The sequence below is a fragment of the Methylobacterium ajmalii genome, from assembly GCF_036448855.1.
In the GTDB taxonomy this organism is placed as follows: Bacteria; Pseudomonadota; Alphaproteobacteria; order Rhizobiales; family Beijerinckiaceae; genus Methylobacterium; species Methylobacterium ajmalii.
In genome coordinates this window covers 39,372-60,345 of sequence record NZ_JAZFXT010000058.1, presented here as the reverse complement: position 1 = coordinate 60,345, position 20,974 = coordinate 39,372, and the positions used below count along the sequence as shown (strand labels likewise).

The window sequence follows — 20,974 nt, the reverse complement described above, 5'->3', positions numbered from 1 at the left end:
CGTGCCGGGATCGCGCCCCGATTGCGGTCGTCTTCGACATCCCCGAACTTGCCCGGGCGCTGCGTGAGCGGGTACGCCTCTCCGCCCGAAGGGCGGAGGGGCTGTCGGACGTGTTCGCCGAGCCGGCCCAGGGCGGTCTGCCGGCACGGGCCGACCGCCGGAGCCCCGAAGGCTCGGCACAGGCCGAGTTCGCGGCGATCCGCTCCATGCCGGCGCGCAGAGACCCGCGCCTCGGTCCGGACGCCCTCTGGCTCGGAGCATGCGCCACCGCACCGCCGGTGCGGCACCGACGTTCGACCTTGCCGCCGGGCGCCCGGGAAGGCATGTTTTCCATCGAACCGCCAAGCCGGGCCGGGCGGACTCTACGGTTCGGGATCTCGCGCAGGAGGCGAGGCGCGAGGTGCCGCGCCCGTCGCCCTCGGACCCATCAGGAATGCGCCGCCTTGGAACAGAGGCCTGACGCCGCTCCCGGCCTGCCGGACGACCTCCTTTCCCGTTTCGCCTTCGAGGGTGCGCCGGTCGGCCTCGCCTGCGTCGCCGGCTCGGACGGGCGCATCGTCGCCGCCAATCCGGCGCTGGCGGCCCTGCTCGGTACGGCGCCCGGTAGCCTGGTCGGCCGGACCCTCGGCGAGAGTGACGGCGACCCGGCGACCGGGGAGACGGTCTGGCACCGAGCGGATGGATCGACCGTCCGGCTGAGGCTGCGCGCCGGGCTGGAGCGGGACGGGCATCGGGTCGTCGCGGTCGATGCCATCTCGGAGGAGACGACGCCCCGCGAGGATCCGCTCCGGGAGCAGGGGCATCTCGCGCTCGCCGCCGCGGGCCTCGGCGAGTGGAGCTGGAGCCCGGCGGACGGCCGCATCGTCCTGTCCGACCGGGCCGCCGCGATCCTGGGATATCCGGCCGGGGCGACGCCGACCTGGGCCGTCCTGCGGGAGGCGGTCGCCCGCGACGACCTCGACCGGGTCCGCGCGACCGTCGAGGACGCCGTCGCCAAGGCGATCCCCTATGCGGTCGAGCTGCGGTTCCGCCGGGCCCGCGACGGCCAGGAGGCCTGGATCTCGGCCCGTGGCCGGGCGATCCCGGGGCCCGACGGGGCGCTCGCCGGCATGGCCGGCATCGTCCAGGACGTGACCGCCCGGGAGGAGGCGCGGCGCGCCTTGCACGAACGCGAGCAGCGGCTGCGGGTCGCGACCACGGTCGCGGCGCTCGGGATCTTCGAGTGGCACGTGCTGGCCGACCAGTCGCTCTGGGAAAACGAGCGCATGTGGGAGATTTTTGGCCGCCGCCCGCAGGACGGCACCATCAGCATGCGCGAGTTCTTCCGCACGGTGGTGCACCCGGAGGACAAGGCGGCGTTCCGCCAGGCCGTGACCGCGGCGCTCCACAGCGACGGGGTCCTGCACGCGACGACCCGCATCCGCCGCGGCGGCCCCGACGAGGCCGGCACGGCTTGGCGCACCATCGAGATGGCCGGCCGCTTCGAGCGCGACGGACCGGCCGGCTTGCCGAGCCGGCTCATCGGCGTCGTCGCCGACATCACCGACCGGCGGCTCGCCGAGGAGCGCCAGTCGCTGCTGATCCGTGAGCTGCACCACCGGGTGAAGAACACGCTCGCCACCGTCCAGGCGATCGTCGGCTCGACCGCCCGCACCGCGTCGAGCATCGACAGCTTCTACGAGGCGTTCGTCGGCCGGATCATGTCGCTCGCCCACACCCATTCGGTGCTGACCGAGGACGTCTGGCAGACCGCCTCCCTGCGCACCCTGCTCGAGAACGAGCTGCGCCCCTATGCCGACGGCGCGATGCAGCCGGGGACCGGCGGGCGGGTCGAGCTCGACGGCCCGGCGGTCGATCTGCCCTCCGAGGTCGCGGTGCCGATCGGCATGGCGATCCACGAGATCACGACCAACGCCGCGAAGTACGGCGCCCTGTCGAACCGGGCCGGGCGGGTGCGGATCCGCTGGAGCCTCGAACCCGGGCCCGACCGCCCGCGCCTGCGCTTCCACTGGCAGGAATCCGGCGGCCCCGCGGTGGCGCCGCCGACCCGCCAGGGCTTCGGTTCGCGCCTGCTGCAGCGGGTGCTGACGACCCAGGTCCAGGCCGAGGTCGCGACCGACTACGCGCCGGGCGGCTTCGCGCTCACCATGCTGGCGCCGCTGCCGGCCCGCAACGCCGCGCTCAACCCGCTGGCGGCGCTGTGACCGGGCGGCATCAGGGCTGAAATCTGGTCCACGACGAAATCCGCCGAGCATGTCGGCCCGGCGATGCCGGTCTCCGGGGTGCCGGCGCGGATGCGCCATCGGGCCGGCGGCTCATCCCCGGAAAATCGAGCGGAAGGTCGGGCTCGCGCGTGCGTGCCCCGGTCGCTGCAGAAGATCCGGCGGGTCCCGATCCGGCTCGCACGGCAGTGCGGTGAACCGGCTCTCGTCGTCGGCCCGGTCCGCGTGATGGCAGCCCACCGGGTCGCTGCACGCCAAGCTCGTCTGGAAAGACATCTTCGCTCGTACCGCTAAGTGCACCTCACAAAACTCCCGCCGCAATGTCGCTGCCACAGCAAGCCGAGGCGGTGATCGGGAGTTTTGTGAGAGACACCAAGAACGGTCGCGCTGGCCGACCAAATGTTCGTCCGCCCGGATCTTTGTTGTTCGCAGGACCGGCGGCCGATCTTGCGACATCGGACTATGCAGCTCCGCCCCGGTGCATGGCCTCGACCCCCGGCGTGAACCGCCCGTCCGACCCGTGCAGCACAAGCGCCGGCAACAGGGAGAACGGGGCCCGGCTGCCGCGCACGCCCGCCACCAGCACCCGGTTCGCCGCGGCATCGGCCCGCGGCTGGACCGGCGTGACGGAGAGGCCGCCGAACCGCCCCGCCATCGCGTCGAGGCAGGCCGGGAGCGCATCGGCCCGGTGGATCATCACCATGCGGCCGCCGGGGCGTACGAGGTCCGCGCAGGTGCGCAGCCATGCCTCCAGGCCGCCGGGCTCGGAGAAGCCGTGGGCCGAGGCCTTCGCGGCGACCGGCGAGGCGCGGTGCCGGCCGGGCTCGAAGAACGGCGGGTTGGTGAGGAGCAGGTCGACCGTGTCGGGCAGGAGGCCGGCGGCCCGTCGCTCGCGGCCCGGCGCCGTCACGTCGGCCTCGACCACCCGGACCCGGGCGGCGAGCCCGTTCGCCTCGGCGTTGATGCGGGCGAGGGCGGCGGCCTCCCCGTCCCGCTCCACCAGCATCACCCGCGCCTCCGGGCAGGCCAGCGCGACCGCGAGCCCGACCGCGCCGGTGCCGGCGCCGAGGTCGCACACGGTCTCGCCGGCCCGCGCGCCGGCGGTCGCGGCGAGCAGCACCGCGTCGGTGCCGGCCCGGTGGCCGCCGCGCGCCGGCTGGCGCAGGACGAGCCGGCCGCCGAGCAAGTGATCCGGCCGGGAATCCGGCTCAGGGGCGGGGTTCATCGCGCAGCTCGTGGGCGAGGCCGGCATCGACAAGGAGGCGCCTCGCCTGGCGGGCATGGTCTTCCGGCACCAGCAGCCGGCGCGGGAAGGCGCCGATCATCCCCTCCATCACGCTGATGTGGTTGTCGGCGACGAGAACCGGGATGTCGGCCCCGGCCAGGAGCGATTCCGCGAAGCCGATCAGGACGAGGTCGTTGGTGCGGATGAGCTCGATCATGGTGACGTGCGGGGTCCTGTCTCGGATCGCGGCGGCCATACCACACCTCCCGTCCGGTTGCTCCGCATCCCCAGCGCGCCGGGCCGGTTGCAGGCCTTGCGGCAGCTTGCGTGTTGCCGCCGGGGGCGCTCGCGTGCCAAAGGGGGCGTGAATGGACCGAGGTGCCCCGGTATCCGGGGCGGCTCTCAGGAGATCGCGCGGGCGTGGGCGTCGTACTTCCCCTTCACGAGAGACCCTCCGATCCGGAGGCCGGCCTCGAGGCCCTGGTGGGGCTCGTGGCGGGCGGGATGGAGCGCGTCAACGCGATGATCCTGTCGCGCACCGGCTCCGACGTGACGATGATCCCGGAGGTCGCCAACCACCTGATCTCCTCCGGCGGCAAGCGGCTGCGTCCGATCCTGACCCTCGCGACCGCCGCGCTCACCGGGTACGACCCGGCGCGCGACGGCGACGTCAAGCTCGCCGCCAGCGTCGAGTTCATGCACACCGCGACGCTGCTGCACGACGACGTGGTCGACGAGAGCGACATGCGCCGCGGCAAGGTCGCGGCCCGGATCAAGTGGGGCAACGAGGCCAGCGTCCTCGTCGGCGACTTCCTCCTCGGCCAGGCCTTCAAGATGATGGTCGAGGTCGGCTCGCTGCGCGCCCTCGACATCCTGTCCTCCGCCGCCTCGGTGATCGCCGAGGGCGAGGTGATGCAGCTCACCGCCGCCCGCTCGACCGAGACCACCGAGGACGAGTACCTCGCGGTCATCCGGGCGAAGACCGCCGAGCTGTTCGCCGCCGCCTGCGAGGTCGGCCCGGTCATCGCCGAGCGCCCGAAGGCCGAGATGGCCGCCTGCCGCAGCTACGGCATGAATCTCGGCATCGCCTTCCAGCTCGTCGACGACGCGCTCGATTACGGCGGCACCAGCGCCGATCTCGGCAAGAACGTCGGCGACGATTTCCGCGAGGGCAAGATCACCCTGCCGGTGGTGCTGTCGTTCCGCCGCGGCAGCGACGAGGAACGGGCGTTCTGGCGCCGCACCCTGGAGCGCCAGGAGATCGAGGAGCCCCGCGACCTCGACGAGGCGCTCGCGATCATGCGCCGCCACCGCGCCCTGGAGGACACGATCGAACGCGCCCGCCATTACGGCGCCATGGCCAAGGACGCGCTGGCGATCTTCCCGGATTCGCCGATGAGGCGGGCCCTGCTCGAAGCGGTGGATTTCTGCATCGCTCGGGCGCGGTAGCCGCCCGCTCGTCGCTCGGAACGACCCGGGACGCGGCGCAAGCCGGAACGGCGAGGCTCGCCGCCTGCCGTCCCGGTCCGCGCGCTCCGCCGGCGGCGCGCGAATTCGGATCCTACCGCAGCAGCGTCGCCCGCACCCACCAGCCCGGCTGCGCCGCCGCGATGGTGCGCGCCGCCCGGACCGCCGCCGAACGGTGGCCGAACAACCCGAACACCGTCGCCCCCGAGCCCGACATCCGGGCGAGCCGGCAATCCGCCTGGTCGCGCAGGGCCGCGAGCGTGTCGCCGATCACCGGGGCGACCGTCAGGGCCGGGGCTTCGAGGTCGTTGCGGGCCGGCGCGATGCGGGCGATCACGGCGTCGAGACCGGACAGCCCGTCGACCGCCGGATGGGTCTCGGCGGCCAGGGGATGCGCCTCGCCGACCTTGAGCCCGAGGGCGCGGAAGACCGGCGCCGTCTCGACCGGGACGCCCGGATTGATCAGCACCGCCGGCATCGGCGGCAGGGGGAGGGCGGGGCCCACCGCCTCGCCGGCGCCCCGCATCATCCGGGCCCGTGGATCGAGGCAGACCGGCACGTCGGCGCCGGTGCGGCGCGCCGCCGCCATCAGGGCCGGGTGGTCGGGCGAGAGGCCGTTGAGGCGGCCCAGCAGCCGCAGCGCTGCCGCCGCATCCGACGAGCCGCCGCCGATCCCCGCCGCCACCGGCAGCCGCTTGACGAGGTGGAAGCGTCCGACCGTCAGGCCCGGCACTTCGGTGGCGAGGTGGCGGGCCGCCCGCACCACGAGGTTGTCGTCGAGCGGACCGGCCGGACCCGCGGTCGGGCCGGTGACCGCGAGATCGAGCGCCGGTCCCGGCTCCAGGCTCAGGAGGTCGCCCGCCGACGAGCCGGCGAAGACCACCAGGCTCTCCAGGGCGTGGTAGCCGTCGCCGGGGCGCCGGCCGAGGACGTGCAGGGTCAGGTTGATCTTGGCGGGCGCGCGGGTGGCGAGGGGGAGCACGGCGACGTCTCTCGAACGGCAGGTCTTCAACGGCGAAGGGGCGCGGTGCCTGTCCGGCACCGCGCCCGCGGTCGTAATTCCGATGGAGGAGAGGAGGGGCCTCAGCCCCCGCTCTTCGTCTCGGTGCCCATCGCCGGCGGCTCGGTCGGCGCCGGGGCGCCCTTCGGCATCTCGGGCTGGGGCGCCGGGGCGGGCTGGCTCTCGGCGGTGGCGGCCGGTTTTTCCAGCTCCGGCAGCCCGTCCTTGAGCTTCGCCTCGATCTTCGCCAGGTCCTCCGGCTCGGGGTTCAGGTCCTTGGCGTGCTGCCACTGGAACTTGCCCTCAAGCCGCCGGCCGGAGCGCCAGTAGGCGTCCCCGAGGTGGTCGTTGATCGTGGGATCGCCCGGCTTCAGCTCGATCGCCTTCTCGAGCTCGCGCACCGCGTCGTCCCAGCGGCCGAGGCGGTAATAGGCCCAGCCCAGGCTGTCGATGATCATGCCGTCGCGCGGCTGGAGGTCGACCGCCTGCTTCAGCATGCGGAAGGCCTCGTCGATGTTCATGTTCTGGTCGACCCAGGAATAGGCCAGGTAGTTCAGCACCTGGGCGCGGCCGTTCGGCTGCGTCGCCGGCACCAGCTCCAGCGCCTTCTTCAGGTCGGCCTCGGCCTTCGGCCAGTCCTTGGCCCGCTCGTAGGACGTGCCGCGGAAGTAGTACAGGGTCCAGTAGTTGCGTGCCGGCTGGTCGCCGATCAGGTCGATCGCCTTGGTGTAGGTCTGGGTCGACTCGATGTACTTCTTGCGCGAGCGCTGGACGTTGCCGAGCGCCGAGATCACGTCGATGTCGTTCGGGTAGGTCTTGGCGACCTGGTCGAGATGGGCGAGCGCCTCCTCGCCCTTGCCCATCTGCTCGAGGTTGAGCCCGATCTGGATGTCGGCGTTGAGCTTGAGCGGCGAGCTCGCCGGCATGCGGGCGAAGACCTCGTTCGCCCGGTCGGGCGCCTTCATCCGCTCCAGCGTGTCGGCCAGCGTCAGCAGCGCCAGGGAATGCTCGGGCGCGAGGTAGAGGGCGAGGCGCAGGTACACCACCGCCGGCAGCTCATCGCCCTGCGAGGTCCCGGCCGAGCCGAGACCGTAGAGCACCTCGGCGGCACCCTCCTGGGCCGAGTTGATCAGGGGGGTGAGCGGCTTTCCGGCCTTCAGCTTGTCGAGGGCGTCGCGCACGATCGGGTGGCGCGGCAGGACGTTGTCGAATTCCTGGTAGGCCGCCACCGCGAGGTCGGGCCGGCCCGACTCGGCCTCGAAGCGCCCGTAGGCGTCGACGATGCGCAGGGTGTTGCGGTCGGAATCGTAGGCCGATTTCAACCGGCGCTCCGCCTCGACCTTGTCGCCGACGAGCGCGGCGATCAGGCCCGCGTGGTAGTCGCGGAAGACGTTGTAGTAGCGCTCGCCCTTGAGCTTGTTGATCGTCTCCTGCGCCTTCTTGCCCTCGCCGGTCCCGGCATAGGACCAGGCGGTGAGCAGCGTCGAGGTCAGGTCGGCGGCCGCGCCCTTGCCGCCGCGCTGCAGGTTCTGGCGCGCCGCGGCGAATTGCTTGGCCTTGATCTTCTGCACGCCGAGCGCGAGCTGGGCGAGGCCGTTGGCCCCGTCGCGCTGCGTCAGCTTCTCGGCGGCGCGGAACGCCTCCGGCAGCGATCCGTCGGCGAGCAGCGCCACGAAGGAGCGCTCCAGGAGTTCCGCGTTGCGCGGATCGCCCTTCACCGCCTCGCGGTAGTAGGTGGCGGCGGCGGCCGTGTCGCGGGAGGCGCCGGCGATGTAGGCGGCGAGGAAGTTGCCCTCCAGCGAATCGGCCGGCTCGTAGGATTGCGGCGCCGCCACCTCCCGCATCGGAAGCCGCGCGGCGTTGGCCGGCGCCGTCGAGGCGGCGAGGAGCAGGGCCAGCGCGGCGAGCGCATGTCCGCGGCGGGGGGCGGGGATTCGGGTCTTGAGCACCAAACTCGTGGCTCCGTGGTCGCGCCGGCCGCGGCGCCGGCACGCGAAATCGGCGCGACATTGGACCCTGCGCGGGGCAGCGGCAAGACCAAAGGGCGGCGGCGATGTGTCGGGGTGGGCGGCGGCTCGCCCGCCCGGCGGGCGCCGCGGCGGCTAACCGTGATCTCGGTTGCAGTGCAACCTGTAAGATTAATTTTAAGCATTCGAAGCCATAACACGACACGGCATCAATCGAGGGTGCCTCTTCGGAGCCGCCGGGCATGTCGTTGCGTGCACAAATTTTCGTCATCTTGGGTTCGGTCGGCTGCCTTCTGGTCTGGCTCTCCGGTTATCAGGTCGCCGAGGCGTGGCGGCAGGCCGACGTCATGCGGCGGGCGGCCGACGCCAACCGCGCGACCGACGGATTCTCCGCCGCCGCCGCCGCGCTCGCGGCCGAGCGCGGGTTGACGAACGGCTGGCTCGCCAAGCCTCCGGCCGCCTCGGAGCACCCGGCGCTCGCCCGATTGCGGGAGGAGGGGGACCGCCAGCTCGCAGGCGCCCTCGATGGCCTGCGCCGGGACGCGGCCGTGACCCGGGCCGCGGCCGCCCTCGACGAGGCGCACCGCGACCTCGACGCCCTGCGCCGGCGGGTCGACCGTGTCCTGTCCGGCACGCCGGATGCCGACCTCGCCGCCGCCTGGTTCCCCGCCGCCACGGGCGTGATCACCCGCGAGCTCGCCCTGTTCGACGCGGTGCGGGCCGGGATCGCCGGCGCGGTGCCGGGCCCGATCCATCACGGCCTCGACGTGAAGCGGGCGCTGTGGGAGGCCGGCGAATATGCCGGGCGCGAGCGCGGGCGCCTCAACGGCGCGATCTCCGGGCGCCAGCCTCTCGCCGTCGACCAGATCCGCGGCCTGTCCGCCTTCGCCGGGCGCATCGAGGGCGCGCTCGCCGCCGCCCGCGCCTCCGGGGACGTGCTCGGCGACGGCGTCCGGGACGCTCTGTCCGCCGCCTCGCGCCGGGCCGAGGCGTTCGAGGCGACCCGTGCCGCCGTGTTCCGCGCCGGTGCCGCCCGCGAGCCTTATCCGGTGACCGCCGAGGAGTGGTTCCGCCAGGCGACCGAGGTGATCTCGGGCTTCGGCCAGGCCCGGGCCGCCGCCACCGCGGCGCTCGGCGCCGTCGTGGCCGAGGAGATCCGGGCGAGCGAGGGCTGGCTCGTCTCGGCCCTGGCGATCCTCGCCCTCGCCGTCGCCACGGTTGCCGGCGGCGCCCTGCTGCTGGTGCGGGGCGTCACCGGCCCGCTCGCCCGGATGATCGAGGCGATGCGCCGCCTCACCGCCGGCGACCTCACCGTCGCGATCCCGTCCGCCTCGTCCCGCAGCGAGATCGGCGCCATGGCGAGCGCGATGGCGCAGCTGCGCGACGGCCTCGCCCGCGCCGCCGGCCTGGAGCAGGATGCGGCCCTGGCCCGGGCGGGCGCGGAGGCCCAGCGCCGCGCGGCCCTGCGCGACCTCGCCGACCGGTTCGAGGGCGCGGTCGGCGGCGTCCTCGTCGCGGTGACGGCGGCCTCCTCGGAGATGGAGGCCACGGCGCGCGGCATGACCGAGATCGCCGGGCGCACCGCCGGGCAGAGCACCACGGTCGCGGCGGCCGCCGAGGAGGCCTCGTCCAACGTCGCCACCGTGGCGGCGGCGGCCGGCCAGCTCGGCGCTTCGGTGGACGAGATCGGCCGCCGGATCGGCGCCTCGGCCGAGATGGCCCGCACCGCCTCCGAGGCCGCCGGGGAGACGGCCCGCCTCGTCCACGACCTGCAGCAGGGCGCGGCCAGGATCGGCGACGTGCTCGGGCTGATCTCGTCGATCGCCGACCAGACCAACCTCCTGGCGCTGAACGCCACCATCGAGGCGGCACGGGCCGGCGCGGCCGGACGGGGCTTCGCGGTGGTGGCCGCCGAGGTGAAGGCGCTCGCCGGGCAGACCGGGCGCGCCACCGCCGAGATCGCCGAGCAGGTGACCCGCATCCAGGGCTCGACCGAGAAGGCCGTGGCGGCGATCGGCGGCATCGCCGGGCGTATCGGTGAGATCAGCGACGCCTCGACCGCCGTCGCGGCGGCGGTGGAGGAGCAGGGCGCCGCGACCCAGGAGATCGTGCGCAACATCGGCGAGGCGGCCAAGGGCACCGGCGAGGTGACGGGCGGCGTCGTCCAGGTCGCGGGCGCCGCCGACGAGACCGGCGCTGCAGCGAGCCAGGTTCTCTCGGCCGCCAGCGAGCTGGCGCGCCAGTCCGAGCACCTGCGCGGCGAGGTCGGCCGGTTCCTCGCGACGGTCAGGGCGGCGTGACGATCAGGCGCTCGCCGCGAGAGAGAAGTCGCGGGCTCCCCTCTCCCGTACGGGAGAGGGGAGGTGCGCTTCGGTCGGAAGCGCGGGTAGCGGAGAACAAGGTCTACATGTTCACGTAGTTCGGACCGCCCGGGCCTTCCGGGGTGACCCAGTTGATGTTCTGGTTCGGGTCCTTGATGTCGCACGTCTTGCAGTGGACGCAGTTCTGCGCGTTGATCTGGTAGCGCGGTGCGCCGCCCTCCTCGACCCACTCGTAGACGCCGGCCGGGCAGTAGCGGCCGGACGGCCCGCCGAACACGTCGTGCTCGGAGGATTTCTGCAGCCCCATGTCCTTCACCTGGAGGTGGACCGGCTGGTCCTCCTCGTGGTTGGTGTTCGACAGGTAGACCGAGGAGAGCCGGTCGAAGGTCAGCACCCCGTCGGGCTTGGGGTACTTGATCGGCGTCACGTCCTTGATCGGCTTGGTGCAGGCGTAGTCCGGCTTGCCGTGCTTGAGCGTGCCGAACAGCGACACGCCGGCGAGCTCGTTGAGCCACATGTCGAGGCCGCCCAAGCCCACGCCGACCATCGTGCCGTACTTCGACCACAGCGGCTTGACGTTGCGCACCCGCTTCAGGTCGTGACCGATCGGGCTCGAGCGCCAGCCCTCCTCGTAGGAGGTCAGCTCGTCCTGGGCGCGGCCGGCGGCGAGCGCCTCGTGGATCGCGCCGGCGGCCTGCATGCCCGACAGCACCGCGTTGTGCGAGCCCTTGATGCGCGGCACGTTGACGAAGCCGGCCGAGTCGCCGACGAGGCAGCCGCCCGGGAAGACGAGCTTGGGCACCGACTGCCAGCCGCCCTCCATGATCGCCCGGGCGCCGTAGCCGATGCGCTTGGCGCCCTCGAACACGTCCCGGATCATCGGGTGGGTCTTGAAGCGCTGGAACTCCTCGAACGGCGACAGGGTCGGGTTCTCGTAGTTCAGGTGCGTGACGAACCCGACCGAGACCAGGTGGTCGTCGAAGTGGTAGAGCCAGGAGCCGCCGCCGGCCTTATTCGGCAGCGGCCAGCCCATCGAGTGCCGCACCAGCCCCGGCTGGAATTTCTCGGGCTTGACCTGCCACAGCTCCTTCACGCCGAGCCCGTATTTCTGGTGGTCGGAATGCTGGTTGAGGCGGTAGCGGTCGATCAGCTTCTTGGTCAGCGAGCCGCGGGCGCCCTCGCCGAACACCGTGTACTTGGCGCGCAGCTCCATGCCGCGGGTGAAGTCGTCCCGCGCGTCGCCCGAGCGGGCGATGCCGAGGTCGCCGGTGGCGATGCCCACGACCGCGCCCGCCTCGTCATAGAGAATCTCGGCGGCCGGGAAGCCCGGGTAGATCTCGACGCCGAGCTCTTCCGCCTTGCGGCCGAGGAACTTGGTCACGTTGGAGAGCGAGCCGACGAAGTTGCCGTGGTTGCTCATCAGCTTGGGGAAGGCGATGTTCGGCAGCGAGAGGCCGCCCGCCGGCCCGAGGAACAGGAACTCGTCCTTCACCACCTCGGTCTTGAGGGGGCGGTCCGGGTCCTCGCGCCAGCCGGGCGTCAGGCTGTCGAGCCCGCTCGGGTCGATCACCGCGCCCGACAGGATGTGCGCGCCGACCTCGCTGCCCTTCTCGACCACCACCACCGACACCTCGGTGCCGGCTTCCGCGGCGAGCTGCTTCAGCTGGATGGCGGCAGCCAGCCCGGCCGGGCCCGCTCCGACGATCACCACGTCGAAGTCCATCGCCTCGCGTTCCGGCAGCTCCATCCTGTCTCTCCCTCTGTCTCGTATTAGTTCACATATAAACTATCGTGGACCGCCTCAAGCGGTTCCGTCGGCGGGACCGTGCGACGGCATGTCCCCCGGTGCAAGCGCCCGGGTCCGGGGCGGGGCACGAGATTGCCTGTGCGCGTCCTGTCGCGCCGGTTGTCCACAGCCGGGCGACACGCCACATCTCATCCCATGACGCCCGACGCTCCCGACAGCCGCGACCTGCTCTCCTTCCTCGACTTCCACGTCGAGGCCGGCGTCGACGTCGCGCTGGACGAGACGCCGCACGACCGCTTCGCCGAGCCGGAGGCCCCGCGCCGGGCCGTCCGGATGGCGGCCGCCGACGACGCGCCGTCCGCCGAGGCCGTGCCGCCGCGCGAGATGGAGCGCCACGGGGCGCAGGGCCAGGAAGCCGTTCGCCAGGAAGCATCTCGGCCGGAGACGTTTCGCCAGGAGACCTTCCGGCACGAGCCGGTCCGTCCGCCGCCGGCCCGGCCGGACGTTCCGCGTGCCGAACCGCAGACCACCTACGGCCGCTCCGCCGCCGCCGCCCCGGGCGAGGCGGCGGGCGATGCCCGGGAACTCGCCGCCACCGCGGCGAGCCTGGAGGAGCTCGAAGGGCTGCTCGCCCGGTTCGAGAGCTGCGCCCTGCGCTTCACCGCCAAGAACCTCGTCTTCGCCGACGGCAACCCGCAGGCACGGGTGATGTTCGTCGGCGAGGCGCCCGGCGCCGACGAGGACCGGATCGGCAAGCCGTTCATGGGCCGCTCGGGCCAGCTCCTCGACCGGATGATGGCGGCGGTCGGGCTCGACCGCACCAACGCCTATGTCGGCAACGTCGTGCCCTGGCGCCCGCCCGGCAACCGCAACCCGACCCCGCAGGAACTCGCGACCTGCAAACCGTTCGTCGAGCGCCAGATCGCGCTCGCCGATCCCGACATCCTGGTCTGCCTCGGCGGCGTCGCCACCCAGGCGCTCGCCGGCACCAAGGACGGCATCCTGAAATCCCGCGGGCGCTGGTTCCCGTACCGGACCGCCAAGCGTGAGATCCGGCTGCTCGCCACCCTGCATCCCGCCTACCTGCTGCGCCAGCCGCTCCAGAAGCGCCTCGCCTGGCGCGACTTCCGGGCCCTGCGGGCCGCCCTCGACGAGAGCGGGCAGTAGGCGCGTGCGGCGCGGCCGCCCAAAGCGGAACCGTGCCGGCTCCCGTTGATTACTCTTGAGCCTCAGGCCTGCGCCGCGTAGCCGTCGCGGCCAAGGTTCACGGGCCGACGGGACGCTGACATGCGCTGGGAAGATTTTCGCACCTCCGACAACGTCGAAGACCGCCGCGGCGAGGGTGGCGGCGGCGGTGGCGGATTCGGATTCCCCGGGGGCGGCGCCGGGGGGCTGGGCATCGGCACCATCGTGATCCTGTGCATCATCGGCTGGGTCACCGGCATCAACCCGGCGATCCTGATCGGCGGCGCCGAGACCGTGACGCGCCAGCGCGCCCCGCAGGAGCAGCAGGGCCAGCCGCAGCCCGACCGGCGCACCGGCGCGCCGAGCGACCAGACCGGCAAGTTCGCCGCCGCCATCCTCGGCAACACCGAGGACGTGTGGAAGACGGTGCTGCCGAACCAGACCGGCCGCCAGTACACCCCGACCACGATGGTGCTGTATACCGGCGGCACCCGTAGCGGCTGCGGCCAGGCGCGGGCCGCCATGGGCCCGTTCTACTGCCCGCTCGACAAGAAGGTCTATCTCGATACCTCCTTCTTCAAGGAGATGGAGCAGAAGTTCCACGTCAAGGGCGATTTCGCCTACGCCTACGTGATCGCGCACGAGGTCGGCCACCACGTCCAGGACGTGCTCGGCATCCTGCCCAAGGTGCAGCAGAAGCAGCAGCAGGTCGGCGAGCGCGAGTCGAACGCCCTGTCGGTGCGCGTCGAGCTGATGGCCGACTGCCTCGCCGGCGTCTGGGCCAAGAACTCGAACGACCGCTTCAACGCGCTGGAGCCCGGCGACATCGAGGAGGCGATGCAGGCGGCGAGCGCCATCGGCGACGACAAGCTGCAGAAGCAGAGCCAGGGCTACGTCGTGCCGGATTCCTTCACCCACGGCTCCTCGGCCCAGCGCATGCGCTGGTTCCAGACCGGCTATCGCAGCGGCCAGACCCAGTCCTGCGACACCTTCCGGGCCTCGCAGCTCTGATGGCAAGTCCCGACCAAGGCCGGCTCGACCAATCCCGGGACTTCGTCTCGCTCGGCATCGCGGTGCTGACCGTCTCGGACACCCGCACGCCCGCCGACGACCGCTCCGGCGACACGCTGGCGGAGCGGCTGACCGCGGCGGGCCACCGGCTCGCCGACCGGGGGATCGTGCCGGACGAGGTCGAGGCGATCCGCGCCCGGGTCCGGGCCTGGGCGGCCGATCCGGCGGTGGACGTGGTGATCACCACCGGCGGCACCGGCTTCACCGGGCGCGACGTGACGCCCGAGGCGCTGGAGCCGTTGTTCGAGAAGCGGATGGACGGCTTCTCGGCGATCTTCCACCGCATCTCCTACGACAAGATCGGCACCTCGACCCTGCAGTCGCGGGCGACCGCCGGGGTCGTGAGCGCCACCTACGTGTTCGTGCTGCCGGGCTCGCCCGGAGCCTGCCGCGACGCCTGGGACGGGATCCTGGCGGCCCAGCTCGACTACCGGCACCGACCGTGCAACTTCGTCGAGATCATGCCGCGCCTCGACGAGCACCTGAAGCGCGGGGCGGGCGTCAGCCCCGCAGCAGCGCCCCCCGCAGGGGCCTGACGGGCAGGCGGGCCCGGAGCGGCAGGCCGGCCCGCAGCGCCTCGACCCGCACGAGGTCGCCGGCCCGGACCTGCCGGGTTCCGGTCAGCGCCTCGCGCCGGCCGGCGATCCGCTCGAGGAGCGGCGCATGCGGGCGCCGCAGGCGGCCGACCGCCTCTGGCGTCGTCGTCGCGCCGAACCGGTCGAGCACCCGGATCCAGCCCTCCGCCGGCACGTCGCCCGCCTCCAGGCAGAGCATCCAGTGCCGGCGCGCCAGGCCGGCCGCCGCCACCCAGGGGCTGCGTCCCCGCGCCACCAGCGCCGCTCCGGTGCTCTCCGCCATGGTGGCGACCTCCGGGTCCTCGGGATGCGCCGCCGCGATCACCGCATCCCCCACCACCCCCGCCGCGACCCCGGCCACCAGGGCCGCGAGGGTATCGGCGAGGACGTCGATGCGCTCGGGATCGATCGCGCCGGGGAGATGGATGGCTGCCGTGAACATGATCGCGCCATAGCGGATGGCGGACGGCGCGTCCTGCCTCGATCGACGGCATTCTTACCGGCCCTTGCGTTTGTTCTTGTTATGTTCGATTTTCCGTCGCGGTTGCGGCGGAGGTTCGAATGGAAGCGGAATGCGGAGGGGAGGCGCGCCGTCTCGCCGGATCGACCCCGGCGGCGCAGACCCGCCGCGGACGCGGTGCGACCGCCAATCCGAGCGGCCGCTTCGAGCCCGCGGACCGGGAGGCCTTCGCGGATGGCTGGGACATCGACGAGGACCTGCCGCCCCTGCGCACCGAGGTGACCCTGGAGCGGGCGCGCAGCATCATCACCCGCAACACGTCGCCCGATATCGGCTTCGACCGGTCGATCAACCCGTATCGCGGCTGCGAGCATGGCTGCGTCTACTGCTTCGCCCGGCCGAACCACGCCTATGCCGGCCTCTCGCCGGGCCTCGACTTCGAGACCAAGCTCTTCGCCAAGCCGGACGCGGCGGCGCTCCTGGAAACGGAACTCTCGGCCCGGGGCTACGCGCCCCGCACCATCGCGCTCGGCACCGCGACCGACCCGTACCAGCCGATCGAGCGGCGCTACCGCCTGACGCGCCAGGTGCTCGAGGTGCTGGCGCGCTTCCGCCACCCCGTCGGCCTCGTCACCAAGTCCGACCTCGTGCTGCGCGACCTCGACATCCTGGGCGACTTGGCGAAGGACGGGCTGGTCAAGGTGGCGCTCTCGGTCACCACCCTCGATCCCGCCCTGGCCCGCCGGATGGAGCCCCGTGCCCCGCATCCCGAAAAACGCCTCGCGGCGATCCGGACGCTGGCCGAAGCGGGTATCCCCGCGATGGTCCTGGTGGCGCCGCTGATCCCGGGCCTCAACGACCACGAGATCGAAACGGTGCTGGCCCGCGCCCGGGAGGCCGGGGCGAGCGAGGCCGGCGGCGCATTGCTTCGCCTGCCGCACGAGCTCGCCGACCTGATGCGCGACTGGTTCGCCGAGCACTATCCCGACCGGGCCGGCCGGACCTTCTCGCTCCTCGCGCAGGCGCGCGGCGGCAAGGTCTACGACGCGACCTACGGGCGGCGCTTCACCGGGACGGGCCCGTATGCCGATCTCCTGGATCAGCGGATGCGCTTAGCGATGGCCCGGCTCGGCTATCCGCCGGAGCGGCTGCGGTTGCGAACCGACCTGTTCCGGGTGCCGGTGCGGGTGGGCGGGCAATACAGCCTGTTCTAACGGCAGATCTAAGTGAGATTTCCTGCTTACTGATAATTCTTTCGCTTGTTCCGGTCTTCAAATCATATCTTTCAACGAGGTTTCTATAAAAATCCACGGCCGCGCATCACGTCGCCGCTCGCCGCTCCGGATACAGCCCAAGCAGGCCCTCCGGCGTCGCCTCGGCCACGCCGCGCTCGGTGATGATGCCGGTGACAAGGCGGGCCGGCGTCACGTCGAAGGCCGGGTTCGCCACCGGGCTGCCCGGCGAGACCACCGCCACCGTCGCGAAGGCGCCGTCGTCGGTGCGGCCGGTGAGGTGGGTTACCTCGCGGGCGTCGCGCTCCTCGATCGGAATGCCGGCGACGCCGTCGGTGAGCGTCCAGTCGATGGTCGAGAACGGCAGCGCGGCGTAGAACGGCACGCCGCAATCGCGGGCGGCGAGCGCCTTCAGGTAGGTGCCGATCTTGTTGCAGACGTCGCCGGTCGAGGTCGTGCGGTCCGAGCCGACGATGCAGAGATCGACCTCTCCGTGCTGCATCAGGTGCCCGCCGGCATTGTCGGGGATGACCGTGTGGGGCACGCCGTGGGCGTTGAGCTCGAAGGCGGTGAGCGCCGCGCCCTGGTTGCGCGGGCGGGTCTCGTCGACGAAGACATGGACCGCCACGCCGGCATCGTGCGCGACGTAGATCGGCGCCAGCGCGGTACCCCAGTCGACCGTGGCGAGCCAGCCGGCATTGCAATGGGTCAGCACGTTGACCGGCCCGGATTTCCTACGCGCGATCGCAGCGATCAGCGCCGCCCCGTGCTCGCCGATCGCCCGGCAGCTCGCCACGTCCTCGTCGGCGATCCGGGCGGCCTCCTCGAAGGAGGCGGCCTCGCGCTCGCCCGGCGACAGCGGCTGCAGCATCCCTGCCACCCGGTCGAGGGCCCAAGCCAGGTTGATCGCCGTCGGCCGGGTCGCCGCGAGCCGCGTTCGCGCCCCGTCGAGGTTGCGGTCGGACGGGTCCTCCCGCATCGCCAGCGCCAGGCCGTAGGCGGCGGTGGCGCCGATGAGGGGAGCGCCGCGCACGATCATGGTGCGGATCGCGACCGCGGCCTCCGCTTCGCTCCTCAGCGTCTTCGTCTCGAAGGCGAAGGGGAGGCGGGTCTGGTCGATCACGCAGATCCCCTCGCCGTCGGGCGCGGGGAAGATGGTGCGGTAGTGGCGGCCGTCGATCTTCATGGACAGGGTTTAGCACGAGCTCGGTGCGCCGCGCGACCGCGTCGGGGGGACCGGATCGCTGCAACGCGTCCCGCCCCCGACCGCTTCAGAACCTCACCGCCCGCGCCCGCTTCACCTGCGGGATCGCCTCGATCGCCTTCAGCAGGTCGCCCGAGACCGGCTCGTCGACGGCGGCAAAGCAGATCGCGTCGCCGCCCGGCCGGTCGCGGCCGAGATGGAAGGTGGCGACGTTGACCCCGGCCTCGCCCATCAGCGTGCCGAAGCGGCCGATGAAGCCGGGCTGGTCGGCGTTGCGGATGTAGAGCATGTGCGGCGCCACCGCGGCCTCGAGCGCGATGCCGCGGATCTCGACGAAGCGCGGGCGGCCGTCGCCGAACACCGTGCCGGCGGCGTCGCGGGGCATGTCCTCGGCCTCGACCGTGAGGTGGAGGCGCGAGGCGTACGGCCCCTCGACGGCGGTGCGGGTCGCGGTCTCGACCTGGATGCCGCGGGCCCGCGCCACCTCGATCGCCGAGACCATGTTGACGCCCTCCAGGAACGGCCGCAGCGCGCCGGTCACCGCGGCGGCGGTGAGCGCCTTGGTGTTCAAGCCGGCCGCCTCGCCCTCGTAGACGATGCGGATGCCGCGGATCGGCGCCTCGGTGAGCTGGCCGAGAAACGAGCCGAGCTGCTCGGCGAGCGTCACGTAGGGCCGCAGCCGCGGCGCCTCCTCGGCGGAGATCGACGGGAAGTTGACCGCGTTGCGGATCGCCCCGTTGAGCAGGTAGTCGCTCATCTGCTCGGCGACCTGGAGCGCCACGTTCTCCTGCGCCTCGGTGGTCGAGGCGCCGAGATGCGGCGTGCAGACCATGTTCGGGTGGCCGAACAGCACGTTGTCCTTGGCCGGCTCCTCGGTGAACACGTCGAAGGCCGCGCCCGCGACGTGGCCGGATTCAAGAGCGGCGCGCAACGCCACCTCGTCGACGAGGCCGCCGCGGGCGCAGTTGACGATCCGCACCCCGGGCTTCGTGCGTGCCAGCGCCTCGGCCGACAGGATGTTGCGTGTCTTGTCCGTCAGCGGGACGTGCAGGGTGATGACGTCGGCCCGGCGCAGCAGCTCGTCGAGCTCGACCTTCTCGACGCCGAGCGCCACCGCGCGCTCGGGGGTGAGGAACGGGTCGTAGGCGACGACCCGCATCCGGAGGCCGATGCCGCGATCGGCCACGATCGCGCCGATATTGCCGCAGCCGATCACGCCCAGCGTCTTGGCGGTCAGCTCGATGCCGAGGAAGCGGTTCTTCTCCCAGCGGCCGGCTTGCGTCGAGGCGTCGGCCTGCGGGATCTGGCGGGCAAGCGAGAGCATCAGCGCGATGGCGTGCTCGGCGGTGGTCACGGCGTTGCCGTGCGGCGTGTTCATCACGATCACGCCGCGGGCGGTGGCGGCCGGCACGTCGATGGTGTCGACGCCGATGCCGGCCCGGCCGATCACGGTGAGGTTGCGGGCGCGCTCCAAGAGCGCGGCGGTGACCTTCGTGGTCGAGCGGACGGCGAGGCCGTCATACTCGCCGATCGCCGCGGCGAGGGCTTCCTTGTCCTTGCCGAGCTCGGGGCGGAGATCGGCCTGGATCCCGCGCTCGCGGAAGATCGCGATCGCCGCGGGAGAGAGGGTGTCGGAGATCAGGACTTTTTTGATGGGGGTGGGCATGGCGGCCTCGAATGGGGTCGCGCCATCGCCCCGCTGAGGGAGCGGGTCGGTCGGGGGCTGTCGTCACACCGGGTCGCGCGCATGTCTCCTCTCCCCGCCCGCGGGGAGAGGGCTGCGTTCCCGTTCAGGGAACGCAGCGAGGCGGCAGCCGAGGGCGAGGGGGTGATGCCGGAGGAGTCTCATCCGGAGACACCTCCTCACCCTCGCTCCGGCTTTCGCCTGCGCTCGTCACGGCCCCGACAGGGGGGCCGCGACCCTCTCCCCGCCCGCGGGGAGGGGAGAAACCCGCGCTTCATTAGGCGATGTATGATTGTCGTCAGCCTTGTTCGGCCGACACCGGCTCCCGCTCGCGCGGGGCTCCGGCGCCGAATCTTTGGCGATGATGGGCTCGGGGATCAGGCCGCCTTCGTCAGGCGGGTCTTCTCCTGGGCGAAGGCCCAGTCGAGCCACGGCGTCAGGGCTTCGAGATCCGAGGCCTCGACGGTGGCGCCGCACCAGATCCGCAGGCCCGGAGGCGCGTCGCGGTAGGAGCCGATGTCGAGGGCGACGCCCTCGCGCTCGAGCGCCGTGGTGATGCCCTTGGCCACCGCCGCCACCGCTTCGGGGCCGCGTCCGACCACGTCGGGATCGCCGACCACCAGGCAGACGCTGGTGTTCGAGGCGGTCGCCGGATCCTCGGCGAGGTTGGCGATCCAGGGCGTGCGGGCGACCCAGTCGGCGATCACGCCGGCGTTGCGGTCGGCGCGGGCGCGCAGGGCGGCCAGGCCGCCGAGCTTTTCGGCCCAGAGCAGCGCGTCGATGTAGTCCTCGACGGCCAGCATCGAGGGCGTGTTGATGGTCTCGCCCTGGAAGATGCCCTCGATCAGCTTGCCGCCCTTGGTCATGCGAAAGATCTTCGGCATCGGCCAGGCCGGGATGTGGCTCTCCAGCCGCGCGACGGCGCGGGGCGAGAGGATCAGCATGCCGTGCGCGGCCTCGCCGCCGAGCACCTTCTGCCAGGAGAAGGTCACGACATCGAGCTTTGGCCAGTCGAGGTCCTGCGCGAAGGCCGCCGAGGTGGCGTCGCAGATCGTCAGCCCCTCGCGGTCGGCCGCGATCCAGTCGGCGTTCGGCACGCGCACGCCCGAGGTGGTGCCGTTCCAGGTGAACACCACGTCGCGGGTGCGGGTATCGACGGTCGAGAGGTCGGGCAGGCGGCCGTAGGGCGCCTTGATCACGCGGGCGTCGAGCTTGAGCTGCTTGATCGCGTCGGTGACCCAGGTCTCGCCGAAGGATTCCCAGGCCAGCATGTCGACCGGGCGGGCGCCGAGCAGCGACCACATCGCCATCTCGACGGCGCCGGTGTCGGAGGCCGGCACGATGCCGATGCGATAGTCGTCCGGCACCTGCAGCACGCTGCGGGTCAGGTCGATCGCCTGCTTGAGCTTGGCCTTGCCGAGCTTGGCCCGGTGCGAGCGGCCGAGCGCCGCGTCGGAGAGGGCGTCGGGGGTCCAGCCGGGGCGCTTGGCGCAGGGGCCGGACGAGAAGAAGGGCGCGCGCGGGCGCGCCTCGGGGAGGCGGGTCGTCGTCATGCTGTGTCCATCCTTCCAGATGGGCGCCTCTCGGTGGGGAGAGGTGTCCCGCCGCCGGGGA

At 72.4% G+C, this 20,974-nt stretch carries 16 protein-coding genes; 7 read left to right on the top strand and 9 right to left on the bottom strand.

Annotated features, from left to right (window positions below):
* Positions 1-443: 443 nt before the first annotated feature.
* A complete protein-coding gene (locus V3T34_RS23890; RefSeq protein ID WP_305078190.1) occupies positions 444-2,204 on the top strand; it encodes a sensor histidine kinase in 1,761 nt (586 codons plus the stop codon).
* Between the two features lie 478 nt (positions 2,205-2,682).
* On the opposite strand, the gene V3T34_RS23885 is transcribed toward V3T34_RS23890, so the two are convergent.
* Both V3T34_RS23885 and V3T34_RS23880 read right to left on the bottom strand, forming a co-directional pair.
* Entirely contained in the window at positions 2,683-3,447 is a 765-nt protein-coding gene (locus V3T34_RS23885) for a tRNA1(Val) (adenine(37)-N6)-methyltransferase (RefSeq protein ID WP_305078191.1), read from the bottom strand.
* The gene (locus V3T34_RS23880; RefSeq protein ID WP_060850889.1) at positions 3,431-3,664 is read right to left on the bottom strand and encodes a putative signal transducing protein; all 234 of its coding nucleotides are present in this window, start codon (positions 3,662-3,664) and stop codon (positions 3,431-3,433) included. The genes V3T34_RS23885 and V3T34_RS23880 overlap by 17 nt, the downstream gene beginning before the upstream one ends.
* Before the next feature lie 203 nt (positions 3,665-3,867).
* Here V3T34_RS23880 and V3T34_RS23875 point away from each other — a divergent pair, with 203 nt between their 5' ends.
* The gene (locus tag V3T34_RS23875; RefSeq protein WP_060850265.1) at positions 3,868-4,896 is read left to right on the top strand and encodes a polyprenyl synthetase family protein; all 1,029 of its coding nucleotides are present in this window, start codon (positions 3,868-3,870) and stop codon (positions 4,894-4,896) included.
* Positions 4,897-5,008: 112 nt separating this feature from the next.
* On the opposite strand, the gene V3T34_RS23870 is transcribed toward V3T34_RS23875, so the two are convergent.
* Both V3T34_RS23870 and V3T34_RS23865 read right to left on the bottom strand, forming a co-directional pair.
* On the bottom strand, positions 5,009-5,896 hold the full coding sequence (locus V3T34_RS23870; RefSeq protein WP_305078192.1) for a 4-(cytidine 5'-diphospho)-2-C-methyl-D-erythritol kinase: 888 nt from the start codon (positions 5,894-5,896) through the stop codon (positions 5,009-5,011).
* Positions 5,897-5,997: 101 nt separating this feature from the next.
* Positions 5,998-7,863, bottom strand: a complete 1,866-nt coding sequence (locus V3T34_RS23865; protein WP_244533625.1) for a tetratricopeptide repeat protein — start codon at positions 7,861-7,863, stop codon at positions 5,998-6,000.
* 260 nt (positions 7,864-8,123) lie between these two features.
* On the opposite strand from V3T34_RS23865, the gene V3T34_RS23860 reads away from it, so the two are divergent.
* A complete protein-coding gene (locus V3T34_RS23860; protein WP_305078875.1) occupies positions 8,124-10,181 on the top strand; it encodes a methyl-accepting chemotaxis protein in 2,058 nt (685 codons plus the stop codon).
* A 103-nt stretch (positions 10,182-10,284) separates the two neighbouring features.
* Here the strand turns inward: V3T34_RS23860 and V3T34_RS23855 are convergent, their stop codons facing one another.
* Positions 10,285-11,949, bottom strand: a complete 1,665-nt coding sequence (locus tag V3T34_RS23855) for an electron transfer flavoprotein-ubiquinone oxidoreductase (protein WP_305078874.1) — start codon at positions 11,947-11,949, stop codon at positions 10,285-10,287.
* A gap of 195 nt (positions 11,950-12,144) precedes the next feature.
* Here V3T34_RS23855 and V3T34_RS23850 point away from each other — a divergent pair, with 195 nt between their 5' ends.
* The 3 genes from V3T34_RS23850 (at position 12,145) to moaB (ending at position 14,741) form a co-directional block, all read left to right on the top strand.
* Positions 12,145-13,116 carry a uracil-DNA glycosylase gene (locus V3T34_RS23850; protein WP_331369306.1) on the top strand — a complete coding sequence of 324 codons (972 nt, stop codon included), beginning with the start codon at positions 12,145-12,147 and terminating at the stop codon, positions 13,114-13,116.
* Between the two features lie 120 nt (positions 13,117-13,236).
* The gene (gene ypfJ, locus V3T34_RS23845) at positions 13,237-14,145 is read left to right on the top strand and encodes a KPN_02809 family neutral zinc metallopeptidase (RefSeq protein ID WP_060850260.1); all 909 of its coding nucleotides are present in this window, start codon (positions 13,237-13,239) and stop codon (positions 14,143-14,145) included.
* Positions 14,145-14,741, top strand: coding sequence for a molybdenum cofactor biosynthesis protein B (gene moaB / locus V3T34_RS23840; RefSeq protein WP_305078872.1), 597 nt, complete (start codon positions 14,145-14,147; stop codon positions 14,739-14,741). Before ypfJ ends, moaB begins: the two co-directional genes overlap by 1 nt.
* Here moaB and V3T34_RS23835 read toward each other — a convergent pair.
* Positions 14,707-15,222 (bottom strand): hypothetical protein, encoded by a 516-nt coding sequence (locus V3T34_RS23835; RefSeq protein ID WP_305078871.1) that lies wholly within the window; start codon positions 15,220-15,222, stop codon positions 14,707-14,709. The genes moaB and V3T34_RS23835 overlap by 35 nt on opposite strands.
* Positions 15,223-15,341: 119 nt before the next feature.
* On the opposite strand from V3T34_RS23835, the gene V3T34_RS23830 reads away from it, so the two are divergent.
* Positions 15,342-16,454: a PA0069 family radical SAM protein gene (locus V3T34_RS23830; protein WP_305078870.1), complete on the top strand. Its 1,113-nt coding sequence runs from the start codon at positions 15,342-15,344 to the stop codon at positions 16,452-16,454.
* A 106-nt stretch (positions 16,455-16,560) separates the two neighbouring features.
* Here the strand turns inward: V3T34_RS23830 and mtnA are convergent, their stop codons facing one another.
* The 3 genes from mtnA to V3T34_RS23815 form a co-directional block, all read right to left on the bottom strand.
* Positions 16,561-17,658 (bottom strand): S-methyl-5-thioribose-1-phosphate isomerase, encoded by a 1,098-nt coding sequence (gene mtnA / locus V3T34_RS23825; RefSeq protein ID WP_305078869.1) that lies wholly within the window; start codon positions 17,656-17,658, stop codon positions 16,561-16,563.
* A gap of 85 nt (positions 17,659-17,743) precedes the next feature.
* On the bottom strand, positions 17,744-19,342 hold the full coding sequence (gene serA, locus V3T34_RS23820; protein ID WP_305078868.1) for a phosphoglycerate dehydrogenase: 1,599 nt from the start codon (positions 19,340-19,342) through the stop codon (positions 17,744-17,746).
* A 395-nt stretch (positions 19,343-19,737) separates the two neighbouring features.
* Positions 19,738-20,913, bottom strand: coding sequence for a phosphoserine transaminase (locus tag V3T34_RS23815; RefSeq protein WP_305078867.1), 1,176 nt, complete (start codon positions 20,911-20,913; stop codon positions 19,738-19,740).
* Positions 20,914-20,974 lie beyond the last annotated feature (61 nt).